The organism is Flavisolibacter ginsengiterrae DSM 18136 (assembly GCF_059568575.1).
The window spans coordinates 105,167-122,983 of record NZ_JCANTR010000001.1 but is presented as its reverse complement, the minus strand read 5'-3'; the positions used below and the strand labels follow the sequence as shown (position 1 = coordinate 122,983).

General features: G+C 40.4%; 17 protein-coding genes. 12 read left to right on the top strand and 5 right to left on the bottom strand.

Features of this window, described 5'->3' with window-relative positions; genetic code table 11:
* The first annotated feature begins 146 nt into the window (after positions 1–146).
* The 11 genes from BP74_RS00525 to BP74_RS00475 all read left to right on the top strand — a co-directional run bounded on the left by BP74_RS00525 (position 147) and on the right by BP74_RS00475 (position 12,991).
* The gene (locus tag BP74_RS00525) at positions 147–1,820 is read left to right on the top strand and encodes a DEAD/DEAH box helicase (RefSeq protein ID WP_496369962.1); all 1,674 of its coding nucleotides are present in this window, start codon (positions 147–149) and stop codon (positions 1,818–1,820) included.
* A gap of 186 nt (positions 1,821–2,006) precedes the next feature.
* Positions 2,007–2,831, top strand: coding sequence for a prephenate dehydratase (locus BP74_RS00520; protein ID WP_496369960.1), 825 nt, complete (start codon positions 2,007–2,009; stop codon positions 2,829–2,831).
* Positions 2,828–4,003 carry a pyridoxal phosphate-dependent aminotransferase gene (locus BP74_RS00515; protein WP_496369958.1) on the top strand — a complete coding sequence of 392 codons (1,176 nt, stop codon included), beginning with the start codon at positions 2,828–2,830 and terminating at the stop codon, positions 4,001–4,003. The genes BP74_RS00520 and BP74_RS00515 overlap by 4 nt, the downstream gene beginning before the upstream one ends.
* Positions 4,000–4,839: a prephenate dehydrogenase gene (locus BP74_RS00510; RefSeq protein ID WP_496369956.1), complete on the top strand. Its 840-nt coding sequence runs from the start codon at positions 4,000–4,002 to the stop codon at positions 4,837–4,839. Before BP74_RS00515 ends, BP74_RS00510 begins: the two co-directional genes overlap by 4 nt.
* Positions 4,840–4,880: 41 nt before the next feature.
* A complete protein-coding gene (locus BP74_RS00505; RefSeq protein ID WP_496369954.1) occupies positions 4,881–5,969 on the top strand; it encodes a chorismate mutase in 1,089 nt (362 codons plus the stop codon).
* Positions 5,969–6,979: a 3-dehydroquinate synthase gene (gene aroB, locus BP74_RS00500; protein ID WP_496369952.1), complete on the top strand. Its 1,011-nt coding sequence runs from the start codon at positions 5,969–5,971 to the stop codon at positions 6,977–6,979. The genes BP74_RS00505 and aroB overlap by 1 nt, the downstream gene beginning before the upstream one ends.
* Positions 6,979–8,250: a 3-phosphoshikimate 1-carboxyvinyltransferase gene (gene aroA / locus BP74_RS00495; RefSeq protein ID WP_496369950.1), complete on the top strand. Its 1,272-nt coding sequence runs from the start codon at positions 6,979–6,981 to the stop codon at positions 8,248–8,250. Before aroB ends, aroA begins: the two co-directional genes overlap by 1 nt.
* 19 nt (positions 8,251–8,269) lie before the next feature.
* Positions 8,270–9,268 (top strand): chorismate synthase, encoded by a 999-nt coding sequence (locus tag BP74_RS00490; RefSeq protein ID WP_496369948.1) that lies wholly within the window; start codon positions 8,270–8,272, stop codon positions 9,266–9,268.
* A 201-nt stretch (positions 9,269–9,469) separates the two neighbouring features.
* A complete protein-coding gene (locus BP74_RS00485; protein WP_496369946.1) occupies positions 9,470–11,158 on the top strand; it encodes a L,D-transpeptidase family protein in 1,689 nt (562 codons plus the stop codon).
* Between the two features lie 5 nt (positions 11,159–11,163).
* On the top strand, positions 11,164–11,568 hold the full coding sequence (locus BP74_RS00480; protein ID WP_496369944.1) for a septal ring lytic transglycosylase RlpA family protein: 405 nt from the start codon (positions 11,164–11,166) through the stop codon (positions 11,566–11,568).
* An 85-nt stretch (positions 11,569–11,653) separates the two neighbouring features.
* Positions 11,654–12,991: an OmpA family protein gene (locus BP74_RS00475; RefSeq protein ID WP_496369942.1), complete on the top strand. Its 1,338-nt coding sequence runs from the start codon at positions 11,654–11,656 to the stop codon at positions 12,989–12,991.
* 56 nt (positions 12,992–13,047) lie between these two features.
* Here BP74_RS00475 and BP74_RS00470 read toward each other — a convergent pair whose 3' ends face one another.
* The gene (locus BP74_RS00470) at positions 13,048–13,935 is read right to left on the bottom strand and encodes a 3-hydroxyacyl-CoA dehydrogenase NAD-binding domain-containing protein (RefSeq protein ID WP_496369940.1); all 888 of its coding nucleotides are present in this window, start codon (positions 13,933–13,935) and stop codon (positions 13,048–13,050) included.
* A gap of 93 nt (positions 13,936–14,028) precedes the next feature.
* On the opposite strand from BP74_RS00470, the gene BP74_RS00465 reads away from it, so the two are divergent.
* On the top strand, positions 14,029–14,916 hold the full coding sequence (locus BP74_RS00465; protein WP_496369938.1) for an SDR family oxidoreductase: 888 nt from the start codon (positions 14,029–14,031) through the stop codon (positions 14,914–14,916).
* Positions 14,917–14,961: 45 nt separating this feature from the next.
* Here BP74_RS00465 and BP74_RS00460 read toward each other — a convergent pair whose 3' ends face one another.
* The 4 genes from BP74_RS00460 to BP74_RS00445 form a co-directional block, all read right to left on the bottom strand.
* A complete protein-coding gene (locus BP74_RS00460; protein WP_496369936.1) occupies positions 14,962–15,552 on the bottom strand; it encodes a DUF1684 domain-containing protein in 591 nt (196 codons plus the stop codon).
* 5 nt (positions 15,553–15,557) lie between these two features.
* A complete protein-coding gene (locus BP74_RS00455) occupies positions 15,558–15,686 on the bottom strand; it encodes a hypothetical protein (protein WP_496369934.1) in 129 nt (42 codons plus the stop codon).
* Between the two features lie 113 nt (positions 15,687–15,799).
* Entirely contained in the window at positions 15,800–16,747 is a 948-nt protein-coding gene (locus BP74_RS00450; protein WP_496369932.1) for an arginase, read from the bottom strand.
* A 149-nt stretch (positions 16,748–16,896) separates the two neighbouring features.
* On the bottom strand, positions 16,897–17,679 hold the full coding sequence (locus BP74_RS00445; protein ID WP_496369930.1) for a universal stress protein: 783 nt from the start codon (positions 17,677–17,679) through the stop codon (positions 16,897–16,899).
* Positions 17,680–17,817: the final 138 nt, after the last annotated feature.

Sequence of the window (17,817 nt, the reverse complement as noted above, 5' to 3'; positions counted from 1 at the left end):
GGGATGGCTTTCTTTTTTCCCATTATGCTAAATCAAAAGAAATCATCCCTGTTTTTCTAAAGGAGAATTGTGAATAGTTTGCCTTAAATCGCACAATTCCTTTATTATCTGTGCTATGAGTGATTTACCTTTGCCCAAATTTTTATATGAGTACGTTTGAAGAGTTAGGCCTGCAGGAAAACTTATTAAAGTCTGTAGGTGAACTAGGTTTTACCCAACCAACACCCATCCAGGAAAAAGCCATACCAGTTTTGTTATCCGGCACTAAAGACCTGATAGGTTTAGCCCAAACCGGAACCGGTAAAACGGCAGCCTTTGGATTGCCATTATTGCAATTAATTGAATCTAAAGAAAAATATCCTCAGGCATTAATTATATGTCCCACCCGCGAATTGTGCATGCAAATCGTGAACGAGATTGAATTGTTCAAAAAACATATGACAGGCGTTCATGTTGTAGCCGTTTACGGTGGCGCTTCTATTTCCATGCAGATCAGGGATATCCGTAGAGGTGTTCATATTATAGTTGCTACGCCTGGAAGGTTGATTGACCTGATAGAAAGGAAAGCCATCAACCTCGAACAGATAAAGTATGTTGTCCTGGACGAAGCAGATGAAATGTTGAATATGGGATTCCAGGAAGACATTGAATTTATTTTGCAGAATACCCCTCAGCGTGATAGCACCTGGCTGTTCAGTGCCACTATGCCTCCGGAGATCAGGAAGGTAAGTAAGAAGTACATGCAATCCCCGGTGGAGATCACTGTCGGCAAGATGAATACTGCGAACAAGAATGTGGATCACCAATATTTTGTTACAACTGCTTCACATAGGTATGAAGCATTGAAAAGACTTATTGATTTTAACCCGGGCATGTACGCGATTGTATTTACTCGTACAAAAGCTGATGCACAGGAAATAGCAGAAAAGCTTACCCGTGAGGGATACGATATTGATGCTTTACATGGCGACCTGACACAGGCCCAACGCAACAAAGTTATGGATGAGTTTAGGGAGAAAACCTTGCAACTCCTTATTGCCACGGATGTGGCTGCCAGGGGTATTGACGTTCAGGGTATCACCCATGTTATCAATTTTGAATTGCCTGATGATGTTGAGGTATATACCCACCGCAGCGGTAGAACAGGGAGAGCAGGTAAGACAGGTGTTTGTATGTCGATAGTGCATTCAAGAGAAACCGGCAGGATCAGACAAATCGAGAGAATGGTACAGGTGCCCTTCCACAAACTCGAAATTCCTTCTGGAAAAGATGTTTGCAGGAAGCAATTCTTCTATTTCATGGATAAGCTATTGCAAACAGACATCAGTCATGGTGATTATGAAACCTATCTGCCCATGCTCCAGGAAAAATTTGCGGATGTGAGCAAGGATGAAGTGCTTAAAAGAGTGGCAGCACTGGAATTTGACAGGTTCTTAAAATACTACGAGAATTCAGAAGATCTCAATACAAGGGAAAGAAAAGATGATAGGTCAAGAACTGCACCTGATGGACGTGGAGAAAGATTTGGAGACAAACGCCGCGATACCAGGGGAAGGGAATTCAGTGGGGGCGGTAACTCAACCAGGTTATTTATCAACCTTGGAACAAAGGATGGATTTTATAAGGCTAGTTTCCTCCAATTTATTCTGGATATGAGTGATCTGTCTAAAGATGTATTGGGCAGGATAGATATGAAGGAAATGAATAGCTGGATTGAAATTGATAAGCAGGTAGCTAATAAAATGATCGAATCAATCGATGGAAAGAAATATAAAGGCAGAAGATTGCGAATGAATGAAGCTGATTCTGTCCGCAGATAAAAAATTTGTTCATTTTGAAATGATTTCTATATTTGTCAGGCAATGACAATTACAAAAGCATACGGTTGCTATTTTAGTTTCTTCTATTTTAGTAGGAGCCGGGACTGCTTTTGTTGAAAATGAGTAAACCAATTCAGCATAAGAGATCCCGGCCAAATGGTCGGGATTTTTGTTTTCAGTATGATTATGAAAGTATCAATACAAGGTTTTGAAGGCAGTTTCCACCAGATAGCAGCAAGGCAGTTTTTTGGTAAAGAGATATCTGTAGCCACTTGTGCTACATTCAGGGAAGTTATTGACCTCACAACCAGCGGGCAAACAGATGCTGGAATCATGGCCATTGAAAATTCTATTGCAGGCAGTATACTGCCAAATTATAATCTGTTACAAAAATCGAACTTAAAAATTACCGGTGAAGTTTACCTGCCTATCAGGCAACATTTGTTGGTTAATCCTGGAGTGGCGCTCGAGGATATCCACGAAGTTCATTCACACCCCATGGCTATTCAGCAATGCCTCGAATACCTGGTGCAGTATAACTGGAAACTGGTAGAAACAGAGGATACCGCTTTAAGCGCCAAAAAAATTCACCAGCATAAGAATAAACATACTGCAGCTATAGCCGGAAAATTAGCAGCCGAATTATTTGAACTGGACATCCTTGCAGAAAATATACATACTGAAAAGCATAATTATACTAGGTTCCTGGTGCTGAACAGGGAGGCCGTGAATCAGCTGGATGCAGATAAAGCCTCTGTCAGTTTTTCAACCGATCATTCCAAAGGTAGCCTTGCCAGGGTTTTAACTACCATAGCAAATGGCGGCATCAATTTAAGCAAACTGCAAAGCTTCCCGATCCCGGGTAGTGACTGGAAATATAATTTTCATGCAGACATGGAATTTGAATCCATTGAACAATTCAATGCTGTAATAAATGGCATGCAGCAAATTACTGAAGCCATAAAGATCTATGGGGTCTACAAAAATGGAAATGCAAAGAAAAGCGTATGAAACTTGAAATTGCTCAAAGATTAAATGGCATAGGAGAATATTATTTTTCTCAAAAGCTCCGCCAGATCGATGAATTAAACCAAAAAGGTGAAAATGTCATTAACCTGGGTATTGGCAGCCCGGATATGCCCCCGCATCCTGAAGTTATACGGATCTTACAGGAAGAAGCTTCAAAGCCAAATGTTCATGGCTATCAAAACTATAAAGGGATACCTGCTTTACGTAAAGCTTTTGGCGACTGGTATCAGCGTTGGTATTCCGTTCACCTTGATCCAAATACAGAGATACTTCCATTGATTGGATCCAAGGAAGGTATCATGCACATCAGCATGAGCTTTTTAAATGAGGGGGACCAGGTTTTAATACCAAATCCTGGCTACCCAACCTACAGGAGTGCTACCCAATTGGCAGGAGGCGTTTGCCTCGGGTATGATCTGTTGGAGTCTAATCAATGGCAACCCGATTTCAATGAATTGGAAAGCAGGGACCTGAGCAAGGTAAAAATTATGTGGGTCAATTATCCTCATATGCCTACAGGACAACCTGCGAATCATGAGCTTTTCGAGAAGCTTGTAAAATTCGGAATGAATAATGACATTTTGATTTGCCACGACAATCCCTATAGTTTTATTCTGAACAATGAGTCACCAATAAGCTTATTGAGCATACCTGGTTCGAAAGAAGTATCCATTGAACTGAATTCCCTCAGCAAATCACATAACATGGCAGGATGGAGAGTTGGATTAATTGCTGCCTCTGCTCAAAATATTGAAAAGATACTTCGGTTTAAAAGTAATATGGATAGTGGTATGTTTCAACCTATCCAAATGGCAGCCGCCAAAGCCCTGACACTTGATGAAGACTGGCATGCTCAGTTAAATAAAGTGTATGCTGTCCGGAGACAAAAAGTATATGAGCTGTTAGATGATTTGAATTGTTTTTACGATAAAGAACAGGTCGGACTGTTTGTTTGGGCAAGGATACCAGGCCATTTTGAAAATGCATATCAATTAAGTGACCAGGTATTGGATCAGGCACGTGTATTCATTACACCCGGTGGAATTTTTGGTAACAATGGAGATCAGTTTATCAGGATCAGCCTGTGCACAGCAGAAGAAAAAATATCCGAGGCAATAGAAAGGATCAAAAAAACAAAGGAGCAAAAAGTATGATTGTTTCTATAATTGGTACAGGACTTATTGGTGGTTCTTTTGCCATTGCATTGAAGGAAAATGGAATGGCAGAAAAAATCCTCGGCGTTGAATCTAATAAAGAACATGCCGCCCTGGCTTTGTCTCTTGGACTTGTTGATGAGATCACCGGATGGGAAGAAGCAGTAAGTCAATCAGACCTTGTAATTCTTGCTATACCTGTAAATGCTGTTGAAGAATTATTGCCTGCAATGTTGAATATGGTAGATCAGCAAGTGATCATGGATGTTGGTTCTATAAAAAATGGGATATTAGCTGCCGTGTCCAGTCATCCAAAGCGTAGCCGGTTTGTTGCCACGCATCCTATGTGGGGTACAGAATACAGCGGTCCCGGGGCTGCCGTGCAAGGCGCCTTTATTGGCAAAGCTACCGTCATCTGTGACCATGAAAGATCAGACAATGATGCGGTTGCATTAGTAGAACATCTGTACCGCAAATTGGGCATGCACCTGGTATATATGACAGCAGCGGAACATGATGTGCATGTTGCCTATATCAGTCATATTTCCCACATCACTTCATTTGCACTGGCTAATACAGTCCTGGAAAAAGAAAGGGAAGAGGATGCCATATTCGAGTTGGCAAGTGCCGGTTTTGAAAGTACCGTACGTTTGGCAAAAAGTAATGCTGCCATGTGGGTACCGGTTTTGATGCAAAACCGGGAAAATGTCCTCGATGTATTAAATGAACATTTAAGCCAGTTAAGAAAGTTCAAAGCATGCCTGGAAAAGGAAAATTATGATTATTTACAGGAGTTGATAGAGAATGCCAATAAGATCAAAAGAATACTAAAATAACCGGGGCCTGATAAGTCCATTCATTAAAAAATTACTATAGTATGCAAACACAACAAAAAGTAAATGCTGACCTGGTAAAAGAAAAATGGAATAAACGTCCATTGATCATCTCAGGTCCCTGCAGCGCCGAAACAGAAGAGCAGGTGATTGAAACAGCCTCAAGACTTGCCAAAACAGGTAAAGTGGATATTTTACGGGCAGGTATCTGGAAACCACGAACCAGGCCTGGAAGTTTTGAAGGTATTGGAACAAAAGGACTTCCCTGGTTGCAAAAAGCAAAGGAAATCACAGGCATACCTACTGCCATTGAAGTTGCAACTGCTAAACAGGTTGAAGATGCACTTCATTTTGATGTAGATGTATTGTGGCTTGGTGCCCGCACCACTGTTAATCCTTTCAGCGTTCAGGAAGTGGCTGATGCTTTACGGGGTGTTAATGTTCCTGTTTTGATCAAAAACCCGATCAATCCTGACCTGGAATTGTGGACAGGTGCTGTGGAAAGGGTTGCCAAAGCAGGTATCAAAGATATTGGCCTGATCCATCGTGGCTTTTCTTCCTATGGCAATACAGAATACCGCAATGCCCCAATGTGGCACCTCGCCATTGAAATGAAACGCCGGAACCCGGAATTGCCGATCATTAATGATCCATCTCATATCTGCGGTCGCCGTGATATTTTGTTGGAAGTGGCACAAAAAGCCATTGACCTTGACTATGATGGTTTAATGATCGAAACCCATATTGATCCTGACAACGCATGGAGCGATGCCAAACAACAAATAACACCGGAGCAATTGGCAGTGATGCTGGAAGAGATTATTTGGAGAAAGGAAGACGTTGCATCAGAAGAATATCATGCTGCTCTTGAGAAATTACGACAACAGATCAATCACCTGGATGATGAGTTGATGTTTATATTAAGCCAGCGGATGAAAATCGCTGAAAAGATCGCTACCTATAAAAAAGAGAATAATATTACCATCCTTCAAACGAAAAGATGGAATGAGATACTGGAAAGAGCATGCACAAAGGGAGAAAAATTAGGGTTAAGTAAAGAGTTCATTACTAAATACTTTGATGCCGTTCACCTGGAAAGCATTACACACCAAACTAAAATCTTTAATGATTAATGGATAAGAAAACATTCCGCTTCAGCACTTCATCCGTTAATTATTTTTTCGGGTCTGGTATGAGTCAATTGAAGGAAATTGTTGATAGAAAGAATTCCATTATACTTACAGACGAAAATGTTTTTGCTGCACATTCTAAAAGGTTTAAAAATTGGAATACCATTGTTTTAAAGACTGGTGAAGAATTTAAGATACAGGGCACGGTGGATTCAGTTATTGAACAATTGATAGAAATGGGTGCTGACCGCCAGACAACGCTAATCGGTGTTGGAGGAGGAGTGATAACAGACCTCACAGGATATATTGCATCCATTTACATGAGAGGTATTTCCTTTGGATTCATTCCCACCACTTTGTTGGCACTTGTTGATGCTTCCATAGGAGGCAAGAATGGTATAGATGTGGGCGTTTATAAAAATATGGTTGGGGCAATTAAGCAACCATCATTTATTCTACAGGATCTACAGTTTTTAAGTTCTCTACCCGAACCGGAATGGCAAAATGGATTTGCAGAGATCATAAAACATGCCTGTATTAAAGATGCTGCTATGTTCAGGAGCCTGGAATCAAATGACCTGGCATTTTATATGAAACGCAAAAAGGAAATATCCAGCCTTATTCGCAGGAATGTTCTTATAAAGACCAGGGTAGTAATGCAGGATGAATTTGAAAAAGGAGACCGCAAACTCCTGAATTTTGGACATACACTTGGACATGCCCTGGAAAACCAATATGAACTTTCTCATGGCCAGGCCATCTCTATTGGTATGACCTACGCCTCTGATCTTTCAGGGAAAGTAAATGGTTGTAAAAGCACAGAACGTATTCCAGGCGTCTTACAACAATATGGACTTCCGACCTATGCCCAATTTGATAAAGAGAAAGTGATCAACGTTTTAAAGATGGATAAGAAAAAGGAAAACAACGCTATCAATTTTATTTTATTGGAGAAAATTGGTAAGGCTGTTATAGAAAAAATTTCCATAGATCAATTATATAGCACTTTATAATGAGGATAACTGTACAACCAGGATCATTAAACGGGATAGTTACGGCGCCAGCTTCCAAAAGTGCCATGCAAAGGGCTTGCGCTGCTGCACTGATCAAAAAAGGCAGGACCATTTTACACAATCCCGGCATATCGGCAGACGACAATGCAGCACTGGATATTATTAAACAATTGGGTGCTACTGTTGAAAGATCAGGAGCCACTATTATCATAAATAGTAAGGGTGTTGACCCTGTTTCAGGAAGTATTAATTGTGGTGAAAGTGGATTGTCTGTTCGCATGTTTACCCCCATAGCAGCATTAAGCAATAAGCCCATTACCATCACCGGGAAGGGAAGTTTATTGAAAAGACCCTTATCATTTTTTAGTGAGGTGTTACCAAAACTTCACGTAGAGACAAGCTCAAATAATGGACTTTTGCCCTTAACTGTCAAAGGCCCCCTGGTGCCGGAGAATATTACTGTTGATGGCTCCTTATCATCCCAGTTTCTTACGGGACTGTTGATGGCTTATGCTGCAGCAAATGCACGTGACATTACTATTACTGTCAGGAATTTGAATAGTAAACCCTATATCGAACTGACATTAAAAGTGATGTCGGATTTTGGATTACATGTTCCCATGAACAATCGGTATGAAGAATTTTATTTCCCTATGCAGTCAATTGCCAGCTTTCCCAATAACGAGATCAATTATAATGTAGAAGGCGACTGGAGTGGGGGAGCTTTTTTGCTGGTTGCAGGCGCTATTGCCGGCAATATCACGGTGAAAGGTTTGGATCTTTTCTCTACCCAGGCTGATAAAGCCATTTTGCAGGCATTACAGCAGGCGGATGTTTCTATGAGCATCAGGGAATCTGAAATTGAAATACGTAAAAGCGCCTTGAAACCTTTTCATTTTAATGCTACTGATTGTCCTGACTTGTTTCCACCCCTGGTAAGTTTAGCAGCATATGCCAATGGTACTTCTGTCATAGAGGGTGTTCACCGCCTTACGCACAAGGAAAGTAACCGCGCCGTAACCTTACAGGAGGAATTTTGGAAAATGGGAATTGAAATCATACTGCAGGAAGATCTCATGCTGATCAAAGGTGGAACCGGAGTAAATGGGGCGGTCACTCATTCTCACCATGATCACAGGATTGCAATGGCTTGTGCAGTTGCCGCATTAGCAGCTAACGGTGAGGTAGTTATTGATAATGCTGATGCTGTAAATAAATCCTATCCCGGCTTTTATAATGATCTTCGTTCTATACAAGCTTCTATAACCTAAACCTCTTTAATTTCATTGCATGAACACCTTTGGACAAATATTCAGGTCGTCAATTTTCGGTGAGTCACACGGTCCCTCTGTAGGTATTACCATTGATGGAGTTCCGGCAGGCCTCCCAATAAATGAGGAAGATTTTGTAACTGATATCGAAAGAAGAAAAGGAGGTTTGCAAAAAGGTACTACTCCCAGGAAAGAAGATGACATACCCATTTTTATTACAGGTGTATTTAATAATAAAACCACTGGTGCTCCATTAACTATATTATTCGAAAATAAAAATACCCGGTCAGGCGACTATGAAAAGCAAAGAGCAATACCCCGTCCGGGACATGCCGATTTTGTAGCTCATGAAAAATATGGTGGCTTTGAGGATTTCAGAGGCGGTGGTCATTTTAGTGGAAGGCTGACTGTTTGCCTGGTTGCGGCAGGAGTGGTAGCCAAAAAAATATTAGGTGGCATAACTGTTTCAGCAAAAATTATAGAAGTAGCAGGTGAAAAAGACATTGACAAGGGTTTACAAAAAGCAATAGATGCCAAAGATTCAGTTGGTGGCATAGTTGAATGCCAGGTTACAGGAGTGCCTCTGGGTTTGGGCGAGCCTTTTTTTAACTCGGTAGAATCTCTTATCAGTCATGCGGCATTCTCCATTCCTGCCATCAAGGGCATCGAATTTGGAGCGGGGTTTAAAGCAGCTAGCATGTTTGGCAGTGATCATAATGATGCAATAAACACCGCATCCGGCCATACAGTAACAAATCATGCTGGTGGCGTTGTGGGCGGCATCAGTAATGGTAATGATATAATTTTCAGGGTGGTTGTTAAGCCCACATCATCCACTCCCAAAGAACAGGAATCATGGAATTGGGAGACCAGTGCATTGGAAAAGTTTTCTGTAAAAGGTCGTCACGATCTTTGCATTGCTTTACGTGTACCACCGGTTCTAGAAGCCATAACTGCAATGGTCCTTGCAGACCTTATGCTCCTGGAGCAAAGGCTTCCACGTGTATGTAATTCCTAAAGAAGTAAAAAAATTACCGTTTTTTCTTTCATTCCTTATTAAAGAAGTCTTAGAAAAGGCTTCTCAATTATACTTTCTCAATATTTAGTTTTATTTTTCCCGGCAATTATTAGAATTAATCATAATAGAATTACAAATAAATGCGCTCTTAAAGGATCAGGCAAAATATTTATATTGTATGGTCGTTAAGCTATTTAACCTATGATCAAACCTAAATGTGACCTTTCCTTTGCAGGCATTATTGGTTTTTTACTCCTGCTCCCAGTTTGTTTGATCAGCGCCTGCAATGATCACCATGTTACCATAGAAGATAAAAAGATCGTTGCAAAAGCAGAAGATATAAATATAAGTGCTGAAGATATTATTGAAGGCACATTAAAAGATGTTCTTCAAAATAACAGGCAAATTGAAGATTCCTTCCAGCTTAAAAATGCCTCCATACTTCAATACATCTATAACGAATACTCCTTTCAACCCATATGGTCAAAAAAAGGCAGCTTTTTAAATAATGGAGATTCCCTTTTCAGGCTAATGGATAGTGCACGGAACTATGGATTATTCTCCAGCGATTATTACTACAGCAGGTTGGGATCTTTAAAAAAAGAATTAAAACTGGATACATCCTCACAAATAAAACTTGACGCTTCAAAATGGGCCTACAGTGATTTATTGTTGACATCCGCATTCGTACAAATAGTCAAAGACCTTTCAAGAGGAAGATTACTGCCAGATAGCCTGTTGGCCACCGACTCCTTATTGACACCGGAATTTTTTTCCAAACAGCTAAAGCAATTTGGCCGGGATAATATAGATTCTTTTACCGCTCAACTGGAGCCAGTCAATCCAGGGTACAGAAAATTAAAAAATGGGTTAAAGAGATTTCTTTCAAAGGCTCATTTTAAAAATTACTTTATAATAAAACCAAAAGACAGTTTACAATTTCCCGAACTGGTTTATAAAAGGCTCTCAGAAGAAGATTCCACTTTATTGAACAATGATGATCCTGATTCTGTTACCATATCCAGGGCCATAAAAAAATATCAAAAGAAAAAAGGTTTAAAGGCAGATGGACTGGTATCCCAGTCATTGGTAGACAGGCTTAATGATACGGATAAAGAAAGATTTATCAGGATAGCTATCACCCTGGATAAATATAAGATGCTGCAGCGCTTACCCCAACAATACATATGGGTGAACATCCCTGCTTATTACCTCCAGCTGATAGATAGTGACTCCGTGGTTTTAAAATCAAGAGTTGTGGTTGGCAAACCTGAAACCAAAACGCCATTGATCACCAGTGCCATTACAGATTTAATTACTTACCCCAAATGGCATATTCCTGAAAGTATTATCAAAAAAGATATTTTACCTGGTCTGAAAAGGGATCCGGGTTATACTATCCGTAAGGGATATACATTATTTGATGAAGATGGCAATGAAATAGACCCTTACACAATTACCTGGGCTAAATACAAGGAAAGTATTCCATATAGCGTAGTGCAGGGGAGTGGCGATGAAAATGCTTTAGGGGTAATGAAGTTTAATTTCCCTAACAAATACGCTGTTTATTTACATGATACCAACCAGCGTTATTTATTCAGCAAATCCAAACGAGCTTTGAGTCATGGATGTGTGCGGGTGCAGGCCTGGCAGGAGCTTACCAATTTTATTTTGCGCAATGATAGTTTATATAGTGAAAAATTTGTTCCGGTTGATTCAGTAAACAACTGGCTTGCGCTGAAAGAAAAGCACCTGATCACAGTGAGAAAAAAGATTCCTTTGTTTATCAGGTACTTTACTTGCGATGTTGTAAAAGACGATGTAATTTTTTATGAGGATGTTTATGGCGATGATAGGAGAATTAGAGAAAAGATTTTTTCAGATAAATAATTCCTATGAAACATGTTATCCTGCTTTATTCCATCTTTCATCTTTTTTTCGGTTTGAATTGGGAAGCCAGGGAAATCAGCTTACAAAACTATCGTGATCCCAAACCTAAGGTGTATTATGGCATTGCGAGTTATTATGCCGACAAATTCAATGGACGTCCCACGGCCAATGGAGAGATTTATGACCATGATAAACTAACGGCCGCCTGTAATATTCTTCCACTTGGCACCTGGATCCGGGTCACTAACCTTAAAAATAATAAATCAGTCATTGTAAAGACCAATGACAGGTTGCACCCCAGGATGAAACGCATCGTGGACCTAAGCAGATCTGCTGCAAAAAAACTGGCTTATACAGGCAGGGGGCTTACCCAGGTAAAAGTAGAAGTATTGGAAAAAGATCCTGGCTGAGACCAACTTCTGCATTAAGGTTAAATATTTTCCTATTTTTATTGCAATGCTTTTAATTTTGTCCCGCATAAACCAAACAACTTTTATGAAGAAAGTCGCGGCTTCGTTACTTATACTTGGTTCTCTTTTTCAATCCGTATCTGCCCAGGAAAACAATATCAGGCCTAAAGCTATTGGGGTAAGTTTCTTTTTCAATGATTTTGTTACGCCACAACGTATCCGCCAGGGAAGCCTTTCCAGTGTGTTTACACATAATCAGTGGGCGAAGTTCAGTGAAATGTCACCTGGAATCGCTGTTACCTATTTCAATGGCTTAAGAAAATATATAGATTTTGCTGGTACTATAGGCATTTCTTTTCCTACCATTCCTCTTCCCGATAAAAATACCAGCACCAACAGTGCTGCGCTTTTTGAAGGCGATGCTTCTTTCAATTTCAAGCTCCTGCCTGAAAAGTATATATTGACTCCCTACCTGATTGCAGGTGTAGGGGCCAGCAAGTATAAAAGTTATTATGGCGCATTCATGCCATTAGGATTAGGATTTAAAATCAACTTTTTTGATGAAGCATCCTTATTCATTTCTTCTCAATACCGTGTTCCGGTCACTACAGAAACCAATAATTATCATTTCGTAAACAGTATTGGTATTTCTGGTGTTATTGCTAACAAAAAAGAGCCTGTTATCAAGGAAGCTACTCCGCCACCTCCTGTAGATACGGATGGTGATGGTATTCCTGACAATTCCGATAAATGCCCTACCGTAGCTGGTACCCTGAAATATAATGGTTGCCCCGTTCCTGATACCGATAACGATGGTATCAATGATGAAGAAGACCAATGTCCTACCGTGGCAGGCCTGGCTAAGTACAAAGGCTGCCCTGTTCCTGATACGGATAAGGATGGCATCAATGATGAAGAGGATAAGTGCCCAACGGTTGCAGGGGTTGCCCGTTACAATGGCTGTCCTGTACCTGATACGGATAATGATGGTGTAAATGATGAAGAGGATAAATGTCCAACAATTGCTGGTACAAAAGAAAATAATGGTTGTCCGGAAGTAAAACAGGAAGTGATCGCTAAAGTAAACTATGCTGCCAAGAATATTTTCTTCATAACCGGCAGTGCGAAATTATCATCCAGGTCAAATAAGGCTTTAGATGAAATCGTTTCAATCCTAAACGATGACAATAATTTAAAGCTTTCTATCGAAGGCCATACAGATAATGTAGGAAAAGCTGAATACAATCAAACTTTGAGTGAGAAAAGAGCTGCCAGTGTAAAACAATACCTGGTTGCTAAAGGTATTGCTGATAGCAGAATCAGTTCTGTTGGTTATGGTATGGACAAGCCTGTTGCTGATAACAAAACTGCTGCGGGCCGTTCCAGGAACAGGAGAGTGGAATTGAAATTGGGATATCAATAAAGCAGCTAAAAAATAAAATAAAAAAAGCGCATGATTCATGCGCTTTTTTTTATTCCTTATTGAAAACGATCACTTACAATAAGATCTTTCGAATTGGTAGTATAGCTATAAAATCCTTCTTTGGTCTTTACCCCAAGCTTTTTGGCAGTAACCATATTCACTAATAAGGGACAAGGGGCATATTTCGGATTTCCAAAACCTTCGTGTAATACATTCAATATACTCAGGCACACATCCAGGCCTATAAAATCGGCCAATTGCAGGGGTCCCATGGGATGTGCCATACCTAGCTTCATAACGGTATCGATGGCTTCCACAGTTGCCACTCCTTCATACAGGCTGTATATGGCTTCATTGATCATAGGCATCAAAATCCGGTTAGCAATAAATCCTGGGTAGTCATTGACTATGCAGGGCACCTTATTTAGGCGCTTGCTTAGTTCCACAATGGTTTCTGTTACCGCTTTATTTGTAGCATATCCATTAATAATCTCCACCAGCTTCATAACAGGAACAGGGTTCATAAAGTGCATGCCTATAACCTGTTCGGGACGGGATGTGACCGAAGCAATACTGGTGATGGAGATGGAAGATGTATTTGAAGCCAGAATGCAACCTGCAGGCGCATGAGCATCCAGGTCCTTAAATATATTCAGTTTCAATTCCTTATTTTCCGTGGCGGCTTCCACTACCAATTCGGCGAATTTCACTCCTTCTGCCAACGAGGTATGTTTTGTTATTTTCTTTAAAGCTGCATCCTTAGCTTCAGGAGTAAGCAAACCCTTGGCAACCTGTCGGTCAAGATTTTTGGTTATGGTACCAATGGCAGTATGGAGTTGGTCGCTGGAAACATCTATAAGGTTTACATCAAAACCATTTTGGGCAAACAGGTGAGCTATACCGTTCCCCATGGTTCCGGCGCCAATAACTGAAACTCTATTCATAAGTTCTTATTTATGGAAGCGCAAACCTAAGCAAAATTGACTTCGGTTATCATTTTGCATTGCAGGCAGGAAGGTTGCCATTATTTTTGATTGATGAACAAGGTTTTGATCACAGGAGCTAATGGTTTCCTGGGCTATTATCTTACAGAATTGTTATTGAAAAATAATTTCACCGTAATAGCAACTGGCAGGGGTCAATCTCGGTTACCTTTTCAGGATGTAGGATTTCAATATATCTCCCTGGATTTTACACAAAAGGAACTGGTGGAAAATCTTATTGCAACACATCAACCTGGTATTGTGGTTCATTGCGGAGCTGTTTCCAAACCCGATGAATGTGAACGGGACCGCCACCATGCTTATCAAACCAATGTGGCCGCAACCATTCATTTATTAAATGCCTGTAATAAGGTGGGATCCAGGTTTATTTTTCTTTCCACTGATTTTGTATTTGATGGAACAACTGGCATGTACAGGGAAGAGGATGAAAGAAGCGCCGTTAATTATTATGGACAAACAAAAATTCTCGCCGAAGATGCTGTCATGCGATACCCTCACTCCTGGGCTATTGTTCGAACTGTACTGGTGTACGGTAAGCCTTTTGCCAACAGGGATAACTTATTGACGGTTGTATCAAAAGCATTAAAAGAGGGTAGGTCATTAACTATTTTCTCAGACCAGTTGAGAACACCCACCTATGTAGAGGACCTGGCTGATGGGATCCTGCGAATCATCGAAAGGAATGCCAATGGCATATTCCACCTTTCTGGTATTGATAGGCTATCTCCCTACGAAGTGGCTGTCAGTGTAGCCCATTATTTAAACCTCGACGCCAGCTTAATAAAAGAAATTACGGAAAAGGATTTGAAAGAACCCGCAAAGAGGCCATTAAAAACAGGGTTTACCATTTCCAAAGCCCAACGCGAACTGGGCTACAGCCCTATTCGATTTGCTGAAGGATTAGAAAAGACTTTCAGCTAGTGATTCAGTCAAACTATTCTACTGGACAATTTACCTTGCTGCACATCATTCTTTCTTGTAAGATTTTTCACCGGCTTTAAGGGCAATAGTAAGATGGTTCTCGGGTGGAGGAATAGGACAATTGTACTTACCTGTTACGTATGCACAATAAGGATTGTAAGCTTTGTTGAAATCCAGGATAACCTCGTTGTTTTGTATATCATCAAATGTTAGGTCCAGGTACCTGCCACCATGGTAACTTTCCTTCCCTGAGGTAGCATCAGTAAAAGGCAGGAATAAATAGTTTTTATATTTGTCATTTTGTAAAAGACCCTGTGATTGATACACATTCAGTTGAAGGGTACTACCATCAATCTTAAAATGCAGCACTCCATATAACCTGTATGTTTTTTTAAGCAGTCCTGATGTTGGCATCAGGAACCAGGTATTGGCTTCCGTCTTTTCAAACCTGGCTTTTACCCGATACTTCTCATTTACAGGAAAAAACCGGAGTTTCTTTTTATCATCTCCTTTGACTACTTCATGACTGTCCCTGTATTGATCAATAAATAACCTGATTGAATCTTTATAACTATGCTGTGCCATTGATACCAGGCTGAAAAAACATAGACAGGCTACGGATAGTATTTTACGCATAAAATTTATTCTTCAGAAACATCCTTCACTTCCAGGATATGAGGTGCTAAGGTAGAGGAGAAATAGTAAGATCCTATATCTGTCCATAAGGAAAAACTGATCTTTTTCTCTTCCTGTAAGAAACGGGAAGGCATATCGTTTCCTGATTCTTTACTGCAACTGAAATATAAAAAGACAAATGATAAAAGGGGGATGATCCTTGCAATAATTTTTTTAACCTGACAATCATATTTTATCAAGTGTTGCACTAACTCATTAATAACACGTTCACGCTGCGTTGCAATATATTAAAGGCTATTTCTGCCATAAGGTTTTCTTTGTCGAGGGTAGGGTTTACTTCGGTAATTTCAAAACAGCATACTTTCCTGTTTTGCATGAACTTGCTGATCAGGTCTTCTGCTTCCCTTTCCTTTAAACCGTTACTTACCGGTGTGCCTGTTCCTTTGCTGATGGAAGAATCAAGGCTGTCCACATCCAGCGAAATATAAATATCAGAGCAATCGCTAAAGTAGCGGGTAACAGCTCTTACTATATTCTCCGGGCCCTTGCTTCGGACCTCCTTGGTGGTGATCACCTTCATGCCATATTTGTCGATAAGATTCTTTTCCTCTTTTTCAAAATCCCTTAAGGAAATGTAAACCACATCTTCAGGTAATACCTTGGGAGCTATTTTGCCAATTGTTTTCAGGTAATTCCATTGTTTCACCGTTTCAGGATCCGGCTCGTGAACTGCACTTTCACTATTGTCCTCATTGATGGCAGTCGCCAGTGACATACCATGCAGGTTCCCCGATGGTGTAGTAAAGGGCGTATGCAGGTCAGCATGGGCATCTATCCATATCACACCCAGTTTGCTCTTGGGTTTAGCCATTTTTATCCCGGCTATGGTAGCGCCTGCAATGGAATGATCTCCACTTAATATTACAGGGAAAAAATTGTTCTTTATGGAATCAGATACTGCCTTGCTTACCTTATCATACATGGATACGATGCCCTTTATGCGTTTGGCATAAGGTGACTCAATGGCTTCGTACAATAATTTATTTTCGGTAGGGATCTTTTCTGATGGAAAATGAATAAAGAAATTACTCATGAAATCCAGGGCGGCAATCTTGATAGCTTCAATCCCAAGGCTCGCACCCCGTGTGCCGGCACCTATTTCGGATGGAACCTCTATCAGCTTAATATTCTTCATAAAAGCAAACAATCGTTAATAAAAAACCTCCGGGCCGAAATTAGGCCAGGAGGTTCGTAAAAAAAAGTTACTGGCCTTGTATAGAATGCCGGTACCTTGATCTGATCCTGGAAAGTATGGTTTCCTGAAAACTGGTCTGTGTCGATATATTATTCGTGTGCAGCCAGTACCGGTATGGCACTCTCCAATACTAATTTCCTGGTGTTATTCCCTTTTATCAAATTATTAATAAAGGAATGTTTACGTGGAAAGGTAAGTACCAGGTCTATATTTTTATCATCTATGAACTGGCGTAAAGTCTCATGAAAATCATAAGTCGTTATAAAGTAGAATTCTGGATGGAATTCATGGAACATATCCAGCATGATCTTTCTTTGTTCCAGGTATTCCTCACTCAGGGAAACATAGATCTCACTATTGATATTTACAATATGCAGGTTAGGGCCGAACAGGCTCAAAACCTTTTTTACAGGAACCAATGGAATGGAATTCTGCACATCTTTAAAATCAGAGGCCAACGCCACGTTCCTGATTTGGTTGAATTTGGCATTATGGGGAACCACCAAAACAGGGCATAGGTTCTTTTCAATCATCCTCAGTGAATTGCTGCTGGATATCACCTGCTCCAGCTTGGTCTTATCATTAACTGACATAACCACAAGCACAGCGTCCAGGTAACGTATCCTGCGATCCAGGCTTTCTATAAAATCATCACTTTCTTCTGCTATGGTTTCTATTTTTACTATGCCTTCACCTAATAGTTGTTCTCTCAGCTCCTGGAGTTTATTGTTGGCATCAGCAGCTTCTTTGGCGTTACCGTAAACATGGTACAATACCAGGGTCGACTCATATTGACCAGCAAGCATTTTCGCGGCAAAATTGGCGGCATTCAGGGAAATTGGGCTAAAATCAGTAGGAACAATAATGTTCATATTCGTTGGAATTTTTGTTACCCCACAAAAGAAGTAAAAATTATCAGAGATTAAAAATGCAGAAGCCTGTTTACATCACAATAAACAGACAATATTGCAGTCCCTCCTGTGAAAAAAATGGGTATAAAGACGCTGAGC

Coding starts and splice junctions, on each gene's coding strand:
- BP74_RS00525 (WP_496369962.1), top strand. CDS start 147: ATGAGTACGTTTGAAGAGTTAGGCCTGCAGGAAAACTTATTAAAGTCT.
- BP74_RS00520 (WP_496369960.1), top strand. CDS start 2,007: ATGAAAGTATCAATACAAGGTTTTGAAGGCAGTTTCCACCAGATAGCA.
- BP74_RS00515 (WP_496369958.1), top strand. CDS start 2,828: ATGAAACTTGAAATTGCTCAAAGATTAAATGGCATAGGAGAATATTAT.
- BP74_RS00510 (WP_496369956.1), top strand. CDS start 4,000: ATGATTGTTTCTATAATTGGTACAGGACTTATTGGTGGTTCTTTTGCC.
- BP74_RS00505 (WP_496369954.1), top strand. CDS start 4,881: ATGCAAACACAACAAAAAGTAAATGCTGACCTGGTAAAAGAAAAATGG.
- aroB (WP_496369952.1), top strand. CDS start 5,969: ATGGATAAGAAAACATTCCGCTTCAGCACTTCATCCGTTAATTATTTT.
- aroA (WP_496369950.1), top strand. CDS start 6,979: ATGAGGATAACTGTACAACCAGGATCATTAAACGGGATAGTTACGGCG.
- BP74_RS00490 (WP_496369948.1), top strand. CDS start 8,270: ATGAACACCTTTGGACAAATATTCAGGTCGTCAATTTTCGGTGAGTCA.
- BP74_RS00485 (WP_496369946.1), top strand. CDS start 9,470: ATGATCAAACCTAAATGTGACCTTTCCTTTGCAGGCATTATTGGTTTT.
- BP74_RS00480 (WP_496369944.1), top strand. CDS start 11,164: ATGAAACATGTTATCCTGCTTTATTCCATCTTTCATCTTTTTTTCGGT.
- BP74_RS00475 (WP_496369942.1), top strand. CDS start 11,654: ATGAAGAAAGTCGCGGCTTCGTTACTTATACTTGGTTCTCTTTTTCAA.
- BP74_RS00470 (WP_496369940.1), bottom strand. CDS start 13,935: ATGAATAGAGTTTCAGTTATTGGCGCCGGAACCATGGGGAACGGTATA.
- BP74_RS00465 (WP_496369938.1), top strand. CDS start 14,029: ATGAACAAGGTTTTGATCACAGGAGCTAATGGTTTCCTGGGCTATTAT.
- BP74_RS00460 (WP_496369936.1), bottom strand. CDS start 15,552: ATGCGTAAAATACTATCCGTAGCCTGTCTATGTTTTTTCAGCCTGGTA.
- BP74_RS00455 (WP_496369934.1), bottom strand. CDS start 15,686: ATGCCTTCCCGTTTCTTACAGGAAGAGAAAAAGATCAGTTTTTCCTTA.
- BP74_RS00450 (WP_496369932.1), bottom strand. CDS start 16,747: ATGAAGAATATTAAGCTGATAGAGGTTCCATCCGAAATAGGTGCCGGC.
- BP74_RS00445 (WP_496369930.1), bottom strand. CDS start 17,679: ATGAACATTATTGTTCCTACTGATTTTAGCCCAATTTCCCTGAATGCC.